Genomic DNA, 15429 nt, shown 5'->3' with positions numbered 1-15429 from the left:
TGCAGGTTTTTGCAAGGGTTCGAGCGCCCGAAGGGCGCGAGAATCCGCAGTAAAAACGTGCGTGTGTCAGATCTCGTTGAGCTTTCTGAGCAACTGCCCCTCGTACTCCTCGTCGGACTGCATCCCCTTCATCTCCAGGACGTTTCGCTCTAGCTTGTCGAGCGCGACGTGGAACGCGGAGTTCGCGCCGTAGCCCTCGCCGGAACCGGCGACCTGTCCGCGGTTGGTGCGCAGGCGGATCTGACAGTGGATCAACGGGGTGCCACGCAGTTTCTCCTTGTGCTCCTGGAACCGGACGTGGGCGTGGTGGACCTGCATCCGGCGGTACTTGTCGGTGACGCTGGTGATGTCCGCGCGGATGTCCTCCCGCGAGAGCGTATCCAGCAGGTCGATGTTGGTGATCTGGACGTCCATGTGCTCGTCCTCGGTGAACGTCAGCGCCCGCAACACGTCCGTCTTGGTGACGACGCCCGAGACCTGCCGGTCGTCCGCGTCGGCGGTGACGATCAGGCCGTTGTAATCGTATTCGAGCATCCGGTTCACGGCGGCGCTGACGGCCTCCTCGGCGTCGGCGGTCTCGACGGGGCTGTTCATCACGTCGTACACGGGTATATCGAGGATGCGTTCGAGGTCGCCCGCCCGGTCCCCGACGGTCGCCTTGTCCATGTCGCGGATGATCACGTCGCGCAGGTCGTGAGTGGTGACGACGCCCTCGAGTCGGCCGTCGTCCGCGAGCACTGGAAGGCGAGAGATGCCGTGTTCCCGGAGCAGGTTGATCGCCCGGCCGACGGTGGTGTCGCGGTTGATCGAGACGACGTCCTCGGTGTAGATCTGCTCGACGGTGATCGCGTCGAGGTTCTCGAGGACGCTCTCGAGGATCGCGTCGGCGGTGACGATCCCCCACAGTTCCTCGTCGTTGAAGACGGGCGCGACCATCGTCCCGCCCTCGACGAGCATCCGTGCCACCTCGCGGAGATCCTCCGCGCGGTCGATCCCCGGCGCAGAACGCATGAACGCCGAGGCCTTCGTGTTGTCCTCGACGTGCGACTGGAGGATCTGGCGCTCGGTCACGATGCCGGCGTACTCGCCGTCGTCGGTGATCACGATCGCTTTGGGGTTGGTCTCCTCGAAGGCAGCCCGGATCTTCCCGAAGCGCTCGCCGACGTCGGCTTCGGTGTAGTCAGTGGTCGCTATATCGGCAATATCCATCGTATCGGATGCACTTGGCCGTCCACCGTAATCAACGTTAGTCATTCCCACGGCGATAGGGTTTAGCACATCCCATCCCTCGCGTGCGGTATGCGAGTCGACATCACCGTCCTCGGGCGCTACACGTATCTGGCCACGATCGTCTTCTGGGGGGCGATCGCCGGGGGGTTGCTTCACCGGGCGGGAGCGCTGGGACGCGCCGCGAAGACGATCCTCGTGCTCTACCCGGTCGCGTACGTCTGGGACTGGTACACCCTGGAGGTCGGCGTCTTCGACATCGTCGAGCGCACCGGGATCGAGGTCGCCGGCATCCCGATCGAGGAACACTGCTTCATCGTCGTCGTCCCCTCGCTCGTGCTCGGGTTTCACGAGACGCTCCACGACGTCCCGGAGTCGGCGTGACCCGTCCGGACGACCGACGCGGGACGTAAGCACTAGCTCCTACGACCGGCCCGTCAGCCGATCCGCTCGCCGCAGTCGAAACACGAGTCCATTCCCGCGGCGTTGATCGTCCCGCAGTCGGAACAGCGGATCGTCCCCGGGGTAGTACCGGTGACCTCCTCGACGAACCCCGCGAGCGAGTGCGAGCGCTCGACGTTCCGAAGTTCCTCCTCGGTCATGAGCCGGTAGATCAGGTCCTCGTCGCGCATCCGCTCGAGCAGGCGCACCAGCCCGAGGAACATGAGCGTCGGCGTGACGATCACGAAAACCGCGACCGCGAGCCGGAAGGCGAGGTCGAGGCCGGCGATCTGCATACGGCCCCCTGGGGCTACAGGCAGTAAGCGGTGTCGCCCGCCCTACTCCGGCGAGGCGGCGGCGAACCCGCCCTCTGAATCGAACTCGATCTCTCCGGGCTCCTCGACGAGGCGCAGATCCTCACGCTCGCGGGCGGCCTCGCAGAGCGCCTCGGAGGCGTAACAGCGCTTCAGGCGCATCGTGTCCGTTACCCGAAGGACGCGCGCGTCCGGGCCCGCGATGGGGCCGATGGTGCCGAGGGCGGCCGTCAGCCCCGCCCTGTCGCTTTCGACGACCGGCGGGAGGCGCACTCCGCGAACCGTGCTCGCGGTGATCGCGTTGATCAGCGTCTTCGACGGGTCGAGCCCCTCGAAAACGCTCTCATGAGCGAAATCGGCAGCGCCCATGCCCATCGCGTTGCCCTTCGTTTTCTTCGTAAAGCCGCGGACGTAGATCCGCTTTACGTCGGGTGATTCGGGCTCGGGCTCGTTGATCGTGAAGTGGCGCCGGCCGGTGACGTTGGTGTCCATCCCCTGTCCGCTGACGTCCTTGCCCAGTTGGTCGACGACGAGGACATCCAGCCCGTCGAACGGGAGTTTCGGCATGCGTTCCCACGCGACCTCGAGGAGTTCGGCCTCGCGCTCTAAGAAGCCCGACGGGGGGATGCCCTCGATCCGGTCGGTGTCGTCGTGTTCGTTTTCGACGACCGCGACGCCGCCGGCGACCGGCAGTCGCTCTAAGAGGATCGCGGTGATCTCGGGGAGCATGTTGCGCAGGCTCCAGTCGACCGCCCAGTCGTGGGCGACCTTCGCGCCGCGCTGTTTACCCATCCCGATGACGAGCATCTTCGAGAGCCCGCTCTCGACGGGTCCTTGGAAATCCGTGTGGGGTTTGATCCGGTTGACTGGGATGATGGCCTCGGCCTCGACGGCGTTGGCGTCGGCGTACACGGGTACGTCGCGCTCGGGCGTGCGCCCGACCTCCACGACCTCCATCGTCGCGCGAATCGGGCACCCCACCGACTCCTCGGTGACGCCGAGCGTCGAGAGCTTGTCGACCTGCCCCTCCGCCGTCGCACCCCCATGGGACCCCATCGCCGGGAAGACGAACGGCTCGTAACCCAGTTCGTCGACGCCCCGAACCACCCCGCGGACGATCTCGGGGAGGTTCGCGATTCCCCGGCTACCGGCCCCGATCGCCACCTCGCCGCCCGCGGGAACTTCGTCGAACGGGAGGTCTTTGACCGCTTCCGCCGCCCGGTCCTCGATCTCCGACTCGGGGATGGGATCCGTCTCCCAGACCTGCTCGATCACGCCCATCCGCGGGAACTCGACCTCCCCGCAGGCTTCTCGTACTGTCTCCTCGGGTACCACGAGATCGGTTGGCATACCCGGTGGAAGGGGGCGAGGGGGTAAAGAAACCGGTGGGGTTGGATGGGAAACGGAGTCAGTCGTCCGACCGAGAAGAGTCCTTCGTGACGGCGGCGATGAAGACGTTCGTATCGACGAACAGCCTCATACGTCCTCGCGCATCTCACGGACCGCCTCCACGGAATCGAGGTCGACATCCACCGCCAACTCCGAGAGGGAATCGCCCAAGGACTGTCCGTCCTCGGGTGCTTCCCGGAGAAATTCGGCGAAATCGTCCGCGGTGAGACTCATAAGGGATGATTGTCGGGCCGAGGACAAAAGGGTTGGTGGCCGGAGCAATCCAGATCCGTTGTTATAAATCTCCTCTGTGCGGGAATTCGACATCCCTGCAGGCCTCTCGGATGGTTTCTTCGGATACCGCGAGATCGGTTGGCCTACCAAGTCAAGGGGGCGAGGGAGTAAAAACCCTAGTAGCACTACTATATATAGAAAAATATATATTATAATTCGCTCTGAAAATGGTCTTTTTGTTCTATTTGGTTTGACCAGCGTAGGTGGTAGAGTAAGTAAGGATCTGGAATTGTAAGCCGACCTTGCCCACTACTATCATCCCACTCAAGCGGTTGTTCTTTTGATAGATCTTCAACCATTAATTCATTCATCTTTTTACAGGCCCTATTTATACTTGAGCCGCTAGGTGAGTTCCCAATGCAAATACGATCCACTCGTTCTTTTAGTTCTTCATAACTATAGGAGAGTTTTGGCGGATCCCCAGAGATCGCCTTCAAAATAGCCCGATATACGTCTCCACTACCATTAGCAAAATCAAATGTGTTTCTTGGTTCTCCTCGAACTTTCGGACCATTGTCTAAGAGTTCGATTGTTCTTCGATGATCGGAGTGCTTTACAACATCTTTTAATATTTTTGTTATTTCTTCTCTATGTATATCGATAGGTGTTGGTTGCGATTTCGATTCGTTAACACCCAATTCATAACATGCTGATAAGCATAATTGTTGCATTAATTGAGGGGATCCTGCAGATTCTTTCACAAATGTTCGGATTACATCAGATGGGAAATCTACGTTTAGCACATCAAATCCCAAATCTGCAATTCTTCTAAGTTCAGAATCTTCCCAGAATTCCATTGAAATTATCTGAACTCTACCTCTGAGATCTGGATCTGCCTTAGTAAGATCGTCACTTCTGTGGGGAACCAGAGCGACACAGATTGAAATTTGTTCCTCAGTCATTTCCTTAATAGTACCTGCGATCTCTTCCTGAAGATTTTCATTTTTTACTTTATGGAAATCGTCAAGTAGTAATATATATTCACTTTCTTTTAGATATTCAATAACATCAGATATGCTGTTGACAGTGTAACGCTTGGTATGCCCCCCTGATTTAGTCGAAGTAGCACTAACTTCTGTTTCTTGCCTAACTCCACCGATAGAGGGTAACTTCAGATCCAATCCGAACAAACCTCTTGTTGACAATTCATCCATCTTTTCAGAGTACGACTCTGTTTCTGAGGGGGCACCAAGTTCATTAAGTATTTTTCTCCAGAGTTGATTTGTATTGTTAACGCCACTTAGCTTTACGTTTATTAAATTTGCATCCCCTACAACTCTTCTTACCAAAACCGTCTTTCCTGACTTTGAAGGGCCAGAAATTGAGACGACTTTGCCAGGAGTTTTTAGCCCCCTTCGTAACTGTTCTTCAAATTCATTGTCGCCTCTATCAACATAAGTGTATGTTGGCAAGGTTCCTGGTACGAAAACCTCTTGAACAGAGGGATTTGACATAATTCTCCGTTCGTAAAGTGAGGATATAACATTAGTGATAATCAACTAATGTCCATAGATATTTTTCAGAAAATACTAATAGGAGATAGATTTGAACCTCAGTCGTTCCGCTCGCTTCGCTCGTCGTGTTGTACTGCCAGAAATGGGTTGGGGCGGATTTGAACCGCCGGCCTCCTCCATGTCAAGGAGGTGTCATAGCCAGACTAGACCACCAACCCTCGCTGCCTCGTGCAGTTCCGGGTAGCCCGCCGGAGTAATTGAAGCTTTCGACTCGGGGAGCGAGGAAGGGGAAAACGACGACACGCTTAAGTTGATGTACTGATTTGTGCATTACAAGACGAAGACGTACATTGGAGTTCACTCATGAAGGACACCATCGAGCGAGTCACGGAGGGCGAGGACCTGACACAGACAGAGGCACGGGAAGCGGCGGCGGCGGTCTTCGAGGGCGCTACGGAGGCCCAGATCGGCGCGCTGCTGACGGCGCTGCGGGCGAAGGGTGAGACCGAGGCGGAGATCGCGGGCTTCGCGGAGGGGATGCGCAACGCGGCCCGGACCATCGCGCCAGACCGCACGCCGCTTGTGGACACCTGCGGGACCGGCGGGGACGACTACGACACGATCAACGTCTCCACCACGAGCGCGGTCGTCGCGAGCGGCGCGGGCGTCCCCGTGGCGAAACACGGCAACTACTCGGTCTCCTCGAACTCGGGCAGTGCGGACGTGCTGGAGGAACTCGGCGTGCAGATCGACGCCGAACCGCCGGCCGTCGAGCGCGCGATCGAACGGCAGGGGATCGGGTTCATGCTCGCGCCCGTGTTCCACCCCGCGATGAAGGCCGTGATCGGCCCGCGAAAGGAGTTAGGAATCCGCACGGTGTTCAACGTCCTTGGGCCGCTGACCAATCCCGCGGGCGCGGATGCACAGATCGTCGGCGTCTACGACCCCGACCTCGTCCCGGTGCTCGCTCGCGCGCTCGCGCACATGGACGTCGAACGAGCACTCGTGGTCCACGGCGCGGGCCTGGACGAGATCGGGATCCACGGCGAGACCCGCGTCGCGGAGGTCGACGGAGGCGAGATCGAGGAGTACACCGTATTCCCGGCGGACCTCGGCCTCGACACCCACCCCGTGAACGCGGTTTCCGGCGGCACGCCCGCGGAGAACGCCGCCGACCTCGAAGGGATCGTCGCCGGCGAGGTCGGCGGCGCGAAACGAGAGATCATCCTCGCGAACGCGGGCGCGGCGATCTACGTCGCCGGCGAGGCCGATACCCTCGAGGAGGGCGCGGAGATCGCCGCGAACGCCATCGACGAAGGGCGAGCAGCGAAGAGACTCGAATCGATGCGCGGGACGGTCGTCCAATGACGCGGGTGAAGGTCTGCGGGCACACCCGCGAGGCGGACGTTGCGGCTTCAGTAGAGCGGGGCGCGGACGCGATCGGCGTCATCAGCGGCGTTCCCGTCGACAGCCCTCGCGCCGTCGATGGCGAGCGGGCCGCCGAACTCCTCGAACGCGTCCCGCCGTTCGTGACCGGGGTGCTCGTGACGATGCCCGACGCGCCCGAGGAGGCGGTCGATCTGGTCGAGCGCACTCGTCCCGACGCCCTCCAGATCCACGGCCCGTTTTCGCCGGCCGATCTCGAGGAAGTGAGAGAAACGATCTCGCGGCCGGTGATCAAATCGGTCGACGCGGACGACCCCCAGCAAGCCCACGAGTTCGACGCGATCGCGGACGCCCTGCTGGTGGACTCGACCGACGCGAGCGGCGCGGGCGGCACCGGGCGGACCCACGACTGGGAGCGTACCCGAGAACTCGCACGCGAACTCGACTCGCCGGTGATACTGGGGGGCGGGTTGACCACCGAAAACGTCGCGGAGGCGATCGACCTGACGAGCGCGTTCGGCGTGGACGTAGCGAGCGGGGTCGAACGCGACGGTGGCGTGAAGGACCACGGGGCCGTAGAACGGTTCGTCGAGCGAGCGAAGCGACCGGGATCGGAGGTGCCGGCGAGATGATCGACCGGGGGGCGTTCCGCGAGCGAGCGAGCGTCGAGGAGCCGTCGGTCGTCCACGTCGGGGCCGACCTCGACGCCGAGACGACGCCGCTCACGGCGTACGCCGCGCTCGGTACGGAGGACGGCTTCCTGCTCGAGAGCGCCGAGAAGGTCGCCTCCTCGGATCCCGACGGTGCGTTTCAGCCCGCGAGCGCAAGCGCTACCCGCCACGCACGGTACTCGTTCGTCGGCTACGACCCCGAGGCGGTCGTCACCGTGCGGCCCGATTCGACGACGATCGACGTGCTGGGCGACGAGCGCCTGTCGCGCCTCGTGGAACCGAACGGCGGCGATACCCTCGATACCCTCCGGGAGGCCTTGCCGGCGATCCCGAGGATCGGGTTTCCTGACGACGGGCACCTTCACGGCGGCCTCGTCGGCTTCCTGGCCTACGACGCGGTCTACGACCTGTGGCTCTCGGAGGTCGGTATCGACCGACCCGAAAGCGGGACGCCCGACGCGCAGTTCGTCCTCAGTACGAAGACGCTCGTCTTCGACGAGGTCGAGGGGACGCTCTCGCTGTCGCTGACCCCGATCGTCTTCCCCGAGGACGACCCCGACGACCTGTACGACGCGCTCCGTGAGGAGGTCGAACGGGTTCGGGAAACGCTCGACCGGGCCGACGAACCCGAGACGGGCGGGTTCGTCCGCGAGGACGAACGTGCGGGTCCCCGCGAGGAGTACGAGGAGGTGGTCCGAGAAACGAAAGAGCACGTGCTGAACGGCGACATCTATCAGGGCGTGCTCTCGCGAAAGCGCGAACTCGTGGGCCGGATCGATCCGCTGGGGCTCTACGAGGCCCTGCGGGAGATCAACCCCTCGCCGTACATGTATCTGCTCGGCTATGGCGAGCGAACGGTCGTCGGCGCGAGCCCCGAGACGCTGATCTCGGTCCGCGACGGACTGGTGACGAGCAACCCGATCGCGGGCACCTGCTCTCGCGGATCGAGCCCGGTCGAGGACCGCCGGCTCGCGGGAGAGATGCTCGCCGACGACAAGGAGCGCGCCGAACACACGATGCTCGTCGATCTGGCGCGAAACGACGTCCGGCGGGTCTCGAAGCCGGGATCCGTGCGGGTCGAGGAGTTCATGAACGTGCTGAAGTACAGCCACGTCCAGCACATCGAGAGCACCGTCACCGGCGAACTCGTCGCCGAGGGAACCTCGGCTGCCAGAAGGACGGAGTCCTTCGATGCGTTCGACGCCACGCGGGCGGCGTTTCCCGCCGGAACGCTCTCGGGCGCGCCGAAGATCCGCGCAATGGAGATCATCGACGCGCTCGAGGGCGCTCCGCGGGGGATCTACGGCGGCGGCGTCGGCTACTACTCGTGGACCGGCGACGCAGACACCGCCATCGCGATCCGGACGGCGACGATCGAACACGGCGAGCGGGATCGAATCACCGTCCAGGCGGGTGCGGGGCTGGTCGCCGACAGCGACCCCGCCGCCGAGTACGAGGAGACCGAGAAGAAGATGGGCGGCGTCATAGAGGCGATCGAGCGCATCGAGACCGAACCCGAGGAGGTGCTCCAGTGAGCCTCGCCCGCGCGAAGCGCGTGCTGTTCGTCGACAACTTCGACTCCTTCACGTACAACCTCGTCGAGTACGTCTCCGAACAGGGCGCGGCAACCGAGGTGCTCAGAAACACCGCCACGCTCGAGGACGTACGGGACGTCGACCCCGATGCGATCGTGATCTCCCCGGGGCCGGGCCACCCGAAGAACGACCGCGACGTGGGCGTCACCCTGGACGTCCTTCGGGTGATCAGTCCCGAGGTCCCCACTCTCGGAGTGTGCCTCGGCCTCGAAGCCGCCGTCTACGCCTACGGCGGGAGCGTGGGGCGCGCGCCCGAACCCGTCCACGGGAAGGCCTTCCCCGTCGACCACGACGGCCGGGGCGTCTTCTCGGGGCTGGAACAGCGGTTTCAGGCCGGACGCTATCACTCGTTGATCGCCACGGAGGTGCCGGCGTGCTTCGAGGTGACGGCGACGACCGATCACGGGGTCGAAGCGACCGGAGGCTCGTCGGACGAGCGGAGCGAGTCCGACGGTGGCGAGGAGCTGGTGATGGGGATCCGCCACCGCGAGTACCCCATCGAGTGCGTCCAGTTCCACCCCGAGAGCGTGCTCACGGGCGTGGGCCACGACGTGATCGGGAACTTCCTACACCAGCGCGAACACTGAGGGGAGGACGACGGTCACGGCGTAGAAGGCGAGGATCGCCGCGGTCGTCACGGCGACGAGTCGCCACGCGAGGCGGAGCAGGAACCGCCCGATGAGGACGACCACCACGAGCGCCGCCAGCACGAGCAACACCATGCTCGAATCGGCGGCGAGGGCGGCCTCTAGCGGGATCTGCTCTTCCATACCCTTCCCCATTATTGTCTGAATAAATAAATGTTCCTGTCCGATCGGGGACGTTCACTTTCACGACGAGTTGTCACCGCTGGAGATCAAGACCGGGCCAGAGACATCTCCGATCCGGTGTCTCCTGTTCGCTTTCACTTTCGCTCCACATCGGACAGTATTATGTCTCAGACCGTGCAGATAGCGCTAGGAGGCGATCGACCGGCTCGAATGGGATTGGAATTCATTCACGTCCTAGCCGTCGGTACGTTTAATGAATGTCAATGATTGGCAAAAGAAAGGACTTATCTGGACAGGTGGGAGTGGCTATGGTGGGTTCCGACCCCGGCCCTGTCTAACAACCACCCGCGGCTCCGACGGTGCCGGGTTCTTCGAATCCACCCAACAGAGGTAGCTATGGAGATCAACTACCACATCCGGCTCCCCGGACCGTTCGACCGAAAACGTACCGCCCTCGAGATCATCTACTACGTGGTCCGGATCGTCTACGTTACGATCCTAATCGTCGCGACCCTGTTCGCACTTGGAGGCATAGTAGCATAGGGTACGATCCTCGCCGCGTCTGAGAACCGGCCCTGTCTAACAACCACTCCAGAGTACAGGCCGACTATTGTTAAGACTACCGATCAGGTTCTATTCCCGGCACTCAGACCTGTACTCCTCCGTTTGAGGGCTTGCGCATGAGCCGCGGGGCATATAGGAGTTCTTCGATCTGGCGCATGGGTTGAGGGGAGAGGGGCCTCTTCGAGGCAGAGAAACGCGACGTCGAGATCACCGTCTTGCCCGACTAACTCAAACCAGCCACTCCCGGCGCGACGAACTCGTACTGGAGATATATGGAGCTGGCACCACCGCCGAGGGCACGGAGTCGTTCACTTTCACGGCAAGTCGTCTCCGCTGGAGACCGAGACCGGGCCAGAGACATCTCAGATCCGGTATCTCCTGTCCGCTTTCACTTTCGCTCCACATCGGGCAGTATTATGTGTCCGACCACGTAGGTAGCACTAGGAGGCGATCGACCGGCTCGAATGGGATGGGGAATCCATTCACGTCCTAGCCGTCGGTACGTTTAATGAATGTCAATGATTGGCAAAAGAAAGGACTTATCTGGATGGATTGGAATTGAAACCTCGTTCGAAATGTTCCGCGCCAGAATACCCGTACCCCGTAGCAACGTTCGACAGACTGGCCCTTCGCTCGAGCAGGTGGTCCGCGCGTGAGCCGCGCGGACCTCGACGCCGAGGAGATCACCCTGCCGGTAAAGCGCACCGAGGGCGACACCCTAGAGGAGCGCCTGACGGCCAACGCCTACCGGAACATCCTCCCCGCGCGCTACCTCCGGAAGGACGCCGACGGCGAACTGGTCGAGAGCCAGGAGGACCTCTTCGCCCGGGTCGCGCGCAACATCGCGCTCGCCGAGGCGGTGTTCGAAGCCGAAAAGCGTGACGTCGAGATCACCGTCTCGCCCGACCAACTCAAACCCGGCCACCCCCGGCGCGACGAACTCGCGGCGGAGGTGTTCGGTAGCGAGGCACAAAGTGCCTCGGACCGTTCGAGCGGGCAAAGCCCGCGAGAAGAAGCCGGCACCACCGCCGAGGACGCGGCGGAGACGGAACTGTCGGTCTACAACGTCAACAAGTTCGCCTACGACACGATCGTTCCCGACCTCCCCGCGGAGATCCGCGAGCACGTCGAGGCGAAAGCGGAGGAGTTCCAGACGCTGATGGAACGGCTCTCGTTCATCCCGAACTCGCCGACGCTGATGAACGCGGGCGACGAACTCCAGCAGCTCTCCGCCTGCTTCGTCGACTCGCCCGACGACGACATCTCGGACATCCACCAGACCGCGAAGGAGGCCGCCGAGGTCTTCCAGTCGGGCGGCGGCATGGGCTATGCGTTCTGGCGACTCCGCCCCTACGGCGACAGCGTCGGAAGCACGGGAGGAATCGCCTCCGGCCCGATCACGTTCATGCGCACGTTCGACCAGATGTGCGAGACGATCGCCCAGGGCGGGGCGCGCCGCGGCGCCCAGATGGGCGTCATGCGCGTCTCGCACCCCGACGTCATCGAGTTCATCCACGCGAAGAACAAGGACGTCTCGCTGGCGCACACCCTGAAGCTCAACGACCCCGACGACTACACCTACACCACGTTCTCGGAGGCGCTCAAGGAGGCGCGCGAACTGATCGACGACGATGGAAAGGTCCCGAAACACCTGCGCAACGCCGTCGAGGGCCACCTCTCGAACTTCAACATCTCTGTAGGAGTTACCGACGGGTTCATGGAGGCGCTCTACAACGACGAGGAGTTCGTCTTCGAGAACCCCCGAACCGAGAAACCCCACATCGCGACCGCCGAGACGAAGGAGATGTACTCCCGGTACGGCCTCGGCGAGCACGTCGAGGTGGGCGAGGAGCTCTCGATCCCCGCCGACCTGATCTGGGAGCGCATCGTCGACGGCGCCTACGAGAACGGCGAGCCCGGCGTGATCTACCTCGAACGGGTGAACAAGGAACACTCCTTCGACGTCGAGAAACACCCGGACCACCGCATCCTCGCGACGAACCCCTGCGGCGAACAGCCCCTCGAGGAGTACGAGGCCTGCAACCTCGGGCACATCAATCTCTCGACGCTCGCGGCGCTCGACGCGCCCGACTGGCGGGTCTGGCACGCCGAACACGAGGCGGAGTTCGACTCGCTCGACGCGGCGGTCGAGGCCTACCTCGAGGAGGCGATCGATCTCGAGGAGTTCGACCGACGGATCAGACTGGGAACGCGCTTTTTGGAGAACGTCGTCACGATGTCGGACTTCCCGGTGCCCGAGATCGAGCAGAAGGTGCGCGAGATGCGAAAGATCGGCCTCGGTGTGATGGGGCTGGCCCAACTGTACATCCAGCTGGGCGTTCGCTACGGCAGCGAGGAGGGCAACGAGATCGCCGGCCAGCTGATGACCCACATCAACCACGGCTCGAAGCGCGCGAGCCACGAGCTCGCTGGCGAGCGCGGCTCGTTCGAGGACTGGGCCGACTCGAAGTACGCGAACCCCACCGAGTACCGCGAGTGGTTCGAGAAGCAGACCGGCGAGGACGCCGACGACTGGGCCGATGGCTACCCCATCAGGAACCACAACACGACGACCATCGCGCCCACCGGAACGACCTCGATGGTCGGCAACACGACGGGGGGCTGTGAGCCCATCTACAACGTCGCCTACTACAAGAACGTGAGCGACGACGTGCAGGGCGACGAGATGCTCGTCGAGTTCGACGACTACTTCCTCCGGGTGCTGGAGGCCAACGACATCGACGTCGACGCCGTGAAGGAGGAGGCCCAGGAGCAGATGGCGAACAACGGGTTTGACGGCGTCGAGGGGCTTTCTACCGTTCCGAACGCCATCGGCGAGCTGTTCGTCGTCACCGCCGATCTCGCGGGCAAGGATCACGCCGCCGTCCAGTGTGCCTGCCAGGAAGGCGTCGACAGCGCCATCTCGAAGACGTGTAACTTCCCCAACTCCGCGACGAAGGAGGACATGGAGGAGGTGTATCGCTACATCTACGACAACGGCGGCAAGGGCGTGACCGTCTACCGGGACGGCACCCGCTCGAAGCAGGTGCTGACCACGCGGGCGGACAACGCGGAGTTCGCCGACGAGGAGGAGGCCGCGGAGGCGCTGGTCGAGCAGATCACCGAGGTCTTCGGCGGGATCGACGAGTTCCTCACCCACGAGGAGGTCCGCTCGGTTCTCGAAGGCGACCTCGACTTCACCCCCGAATCCGGCCAGTACGCCACGAAACGAGCGCGTCCGGACGTCCTCTACGGCGTCACCCAGCGCATCGACACCGGCTACGGCAAGCTCTACGTCAACATCAACGAGGACGAGAACGGCCGGCCGTTCGAACTGTTCGCCAACATCGGCAACTCGGGCGGGTTCACCGCGAGCTTCACCGAGGCGCTCGCGAAGACCATCTCGACCGCCCTGCGGTCGGGCGTCGACCCCGAGGAGATCGCGAGCGAACTCCAGGGGATCCGCTCGCCGAAGGTCGCCTGGGACAAGGGCCAGCAGATCAACTCGATCCCCGACGCGATCGGCACCGCGATGCGGCGCTACCTCGACGGCGACATCGAACGCGCCTACCCCAAACAGCAGAACCTCACCGAACTGGAGGACGCCGACGACGAGTCCGACCGACCGCGGAAGCGACCGAGTTCCGACGGCGGCCTGGAATCACGGAGTGATTCCGGAGTAGACCGGAGTCCATCGGACTCCGACGGTAGGGCCGCGGTCGAATCGGGTTCCTCGGAGGACGCCCACCAGGACCTCATCGACGCGGGCGAGAGCCCCGAGTGTCCCGACTGCGGGTCGATGACGCTGTACTACTCGGAGGGCTGTAAGACCTGCGAGTCCTGCGGCTGGTCGGAGTGCTGACGTAGTCGCCTCCCCGATTTTCCCGGTTGCGAACGGACAGCGACCGCTATCGGCGGCCATCCGACGACAAGATTTAATAACGAAGTATACGGTTTCCGTGTATGGATCGCGACAGTGCGGAGCCGAGCGTTCGGCGACTCCCGGGGGAGCGGACCCGAGAGTGGATCGAGTACCACCACCGCTACTCCGCGCCCAGCGAGCACGCCCACGAGTTCGCCTGGGACGTCACCGGGGACGCGGAGGGCCCGTTCTGCACCGACCTCGACGGCAACGTCTTCCTGGATTTCACCTGCCACATCGGGGCCGCGCCGCTCGGGTACAACAACCCCAAAGTTCTGGACCGGATGGCGGAGTTCGACCTCGTCGACCCGCTGAAGATCGCCGGCCAGGACTTCTACGCCGGGTCGCCGGGCGGCCCCGTCGAGCCCGAGGTCCCGGGGGCGGCCCAGCTCATGGAGCGCCTCGTGGAGATCTCCTCGCAGTACGACATGGACACCGTCTTCCTCTCGAACTCGGGCGCGGAGGCCATCGAGAACGCGTTGAAGATCTCATACGCGAACACCCCCGAGCGCAAGTACGGGATCACCTTTCTGGGTGCCTTCCACGGCCGGACCGTCGGAACGCTCTCGCTGACGCGGGCCGGCGACGTCTACACCCGCGCGTACCCCGAGATCGCCGGCACCCGGACGGTGCCCTTCTGCGAGGACCGCACCTGCGGGGAGTCGACGTGTTCGTGTGGGTTCTTCGCGGGCGGGCGCTCACAGCTCGAACGCATGCTCGATCCCGAGCGGGGCTACCTCGATCCCGCCGAGGTCGCCTTCCTGATACTCGAACCGATCCAGGGTGTCGGGGGCTATCGGTTCCCGAGCGACGCGTTCATGGAGGAGGTACAGCGGACCTGCGAGACCCACGACGTCCACCTGATCGTCGACGAGATCCAAAGCGGACTCGGTCGGACGGGGAAGATGTGGGCGTCGGACCACTACGCCATCGAGCCGGACGTGATCTGTAGCGCGAAGGCGCTTCGCTCGGGGGCGACGATCTCCCGCTCGGAGATCTTCCCCGAGGAGAAAAACAGGTTGGGATCGACGTGGGGCGGAGGCGACGTGATCGCCGCCCTCCAGGGGGCGCTGACCATCGACGCGATCCGCGACCACGATCTGCTCGACAACGCCGTCGAGCGCGGTCGGCAGGTGAAGGAACTGCTCCGCGACGCCGACCCCGAGGGCGTCACGGACATTCGGGGAAAGGGCCTGATGCTCGCCGTTGAGTTCGACTCGAAGGAACGGCGCGACGCCGTCGTGAAGGCGGGACTCCGGCGGGGCCTGCTCACGCTGGGGTGTGGTCACAGCACGATCAGGCTGCTGCCGCCGCTCGACGTCACGGAACGCGAGATAGAGTTGGGGATCTCGATGTTCCGCGAGGCGATCGCCTCGGCGTGATTACACGGTTTTCGTTGCTA

Annotated in this window: 14 protein-coding genes and 1 tRNA gene; 8 read left to right on the top strand and 7 right to left on the bottom strand. The window is 63.0% G+C overall.

What is annotated here, in order from left to right; translation table 11 throughout:
* Positions 1–66: 66 nt before the first annotated feature.
* Entirely contained in the window at positions 67–1209 is a 1143-nt protein-coding gene (locus QRT08_RS09760) for a CBS domain-containing protein (RefSeq protein WP_286045756.1), read from the bottom strand.
* Positions 1210–1299: 90 nt separating this feature from the next.
* On the opposite strand from QRT08_RS09760, the gene QRT08_RS09755 reads away from it, so the two are divergent.
* Positions 1300–1611 carry a lycopene cyclase domain-containing protein gene (locus tag QRT08_RS09755; RefSeq protein ID WP_286045755.1) on the top strand — a complete coding sequence of 104 codons (312 nt, stop codon included), beginning with the start codon at positions 1300–1302 and terminating at the stop codon, positions 1609–1611.
* A gap of 53 nt (positions 1612–1664) precedes the next feature.
* On the opposite strand, the gene QRT08_RS09750 is transcribed toward QRT08_RS09755, so the two are convergent.
* The 5 genes from QRT08_RS09750 to QRT08_RS09730 all read right to left on the bottom strand — a co-directional run bounded on the left by QRT08_RS09750 (position 1665) and on the right by QRT08_RS09730 (position 5337).
* The gene (locus tag QRT08_RS09750; protein ID WP_286045754.1) at positions 1665–1964 is read right to left on the bottom strand and encodes a zinc ribbon domain-containing protein; all 300 of its coding nucleotides are present in this window, start codon (positions 1962–1964) and stop codon (positions 1665–1667) included.
* A gap of 42 nt (positions 1965–2006) precedes the next feature.
* Positions 2007–3332, bottom strand: a complete 1326-nt coding sequence (locus QRT08_RS09745) for a nickel pincer cofactor-dependent isomerase, group 22 (protein ID WP_286045753.1) — start codon at positions 3330–3332, stop codon at positions 2007–2009.
* Positions 3333–3458: 126 nt separating this feature from the next.
* On the bottom strand, positions 3459–3605 hold the full coding sequence (locus QRT08_RS09740; RefSeq protein WP_286045752.1) for a hypothetical protein: 147 nt from the start codon (positions 3603–3605) through the stop codon (positions 3459–3461).
* Positions 3606–3814: 209 nt separating this feature from the next.
* Positions 3815–5119, bottom strand: a complete 1305-nt coding sequence (locus tag QRT08_RS09735; RefSeq protein ID WP_286045751.1) for a hypothetical protein — start codon at positions 5117–5119, stop codon at positions 3815–3817.
* A 143-nt stretch (positions 5120–5262) separates the two neighbouring features.
* Positions 5263–5337: transfer RNA gene (locus tag QRT08_RS09730), tRNA-Val, on the bottom strand.
* Between the two features lie 145 nt (positions 5338–5482).
* Here QRT08_RS09730 and trpD point away from each other — a divergent pair.
* Genes trpD through trpG form a run of 4 tightly spaced genes read left to right on the top strand, consistent with a single transcriptional unit; the run spans position 5483 to position 9358 of the window.
* A complete protein-coding gene (trpD, locus tag QRT08_RS09725; RefSeq protein WP_286045750.1) occupies positions 5483–6487 on the top strand; it encodes an anthranilate phosphoribosyltransferase in 1005 nt (334 codons plus the stop codon).
* The gene (locus QRT08_RS09720) at positions 6484–7137 is read left to right on the top strand and encodes a phosphoribosylanthranilate isomerase (protein WP_286045749.1); all 654 of its coding nucleotides are present in this window, start codon (positions 6484–6486) and stop codon (positions 7135–7137) included. The genes trpD and QRT08_RS09720 overlap by 4 nt, the downstream gene beginning before the upstream one ends.
* A complete protein-coding gene (gene trpE, locus QRT08_RS09715; protein ID WP_286045748.1) occupies positions 7134–8711 on the top strand; it encodes an anthranilate synthase component I in 1578 nt (525 codons plus the stop codon). Before QRT08_RS09720 ends, trpE begins: the two co-directional genes overlap by 4 nt.
* The gene (gene trpG / locus QRT08_RS09710) at positions 8708–9358 is read left to right on the top strand and encodes an anthranilate synthase component II (RefSeq protein WP_286045747.1); all 651 of its coding nucleotides are present in this window, start codon (positions 8708–8710) and stop codon (positions 9356–9358) included. The genes trpE and trpG overlap by 4 nt, the downstream gene beginning before the upstream one ends.
* On the opposite strand, the gene QRT08_RS09705 is transcribed toward trpG, so the two are convergent.
* Positions 9338–9541 carry a DUF8029 family protein gene (locus QRT08_RS09705; RefSeq protein ID WP_286045746.1) on the bottom strand — a complete coding sequence of 68 codons (204 nt, stop codon included), beginning with the start codon at positions 9539–9541 and terminating at the stop codon, positions 9338–9340. The genes trpG and QRT08_RS09705 overlap by 21 nt on opposite strands.
* Before the next feature lie 396 nt (positions 9542–9937).
* On the opposite strand from QRT08_RS09705, the gene QRT08_RS09700 reads away from it, so the two are divergent.
* The 3 genes from QRT08_RS09700 (at position 9938) to QRT08_RS09690 (ending at position 15409) form a co-directional block, all read left to right on the top strand.
* On the top strand, positions 9938–10084 hold the full coding sequence (locus QRT08_RS09700) for a hypothetical protein (protein WP_286045745.1): 147 nt from the start codon (positions 9938–9940) through the stop codon (positions 10082–10084).
* A gap of 673 nt (positions 10085–10757) precedes the next feature.
* Positions 10758–13967, top strand: coding sequence for an adenosylcobalamin-dependent ribonucleoside-diphosphate reductase (locus QRT08_RS09695; RefSeq protein ID WP_286045744.1), 3210 nt, complete (start codon positions 10758–10760; stop codon positions 13965–13967).
* Positions 13968–14068: 101 nt separating this feature from the next.
* Positions 14069–15409: a class-III pyridoxal-phosphate-dependent aminotransferase gene (locus tag QRT08_RS09690; protein WP_286045743.1), complete on the top strand. Its 1341-nt coding sequence runs from the start codon at positions 14069–14071 to the stop codon at positions 15407–15409.
* Positions 15410–15429: the final 20 nt, after the last annotated feature.

It is taken from the genome of Halalkalicoccus sp. NIPERK01, from assembly GCF_030287405.1.
Classification (GTDB): domain Archaea; phylum Halobacteriota; class Halobacteria; order Halobacteriales; family Halalkalicoccaceae; genus Halalkalicoccus.
Note: the sequence above shows the minus strand (reverse complement) of the source record. Positions and strands in the feature narration are given on the sequence as shown.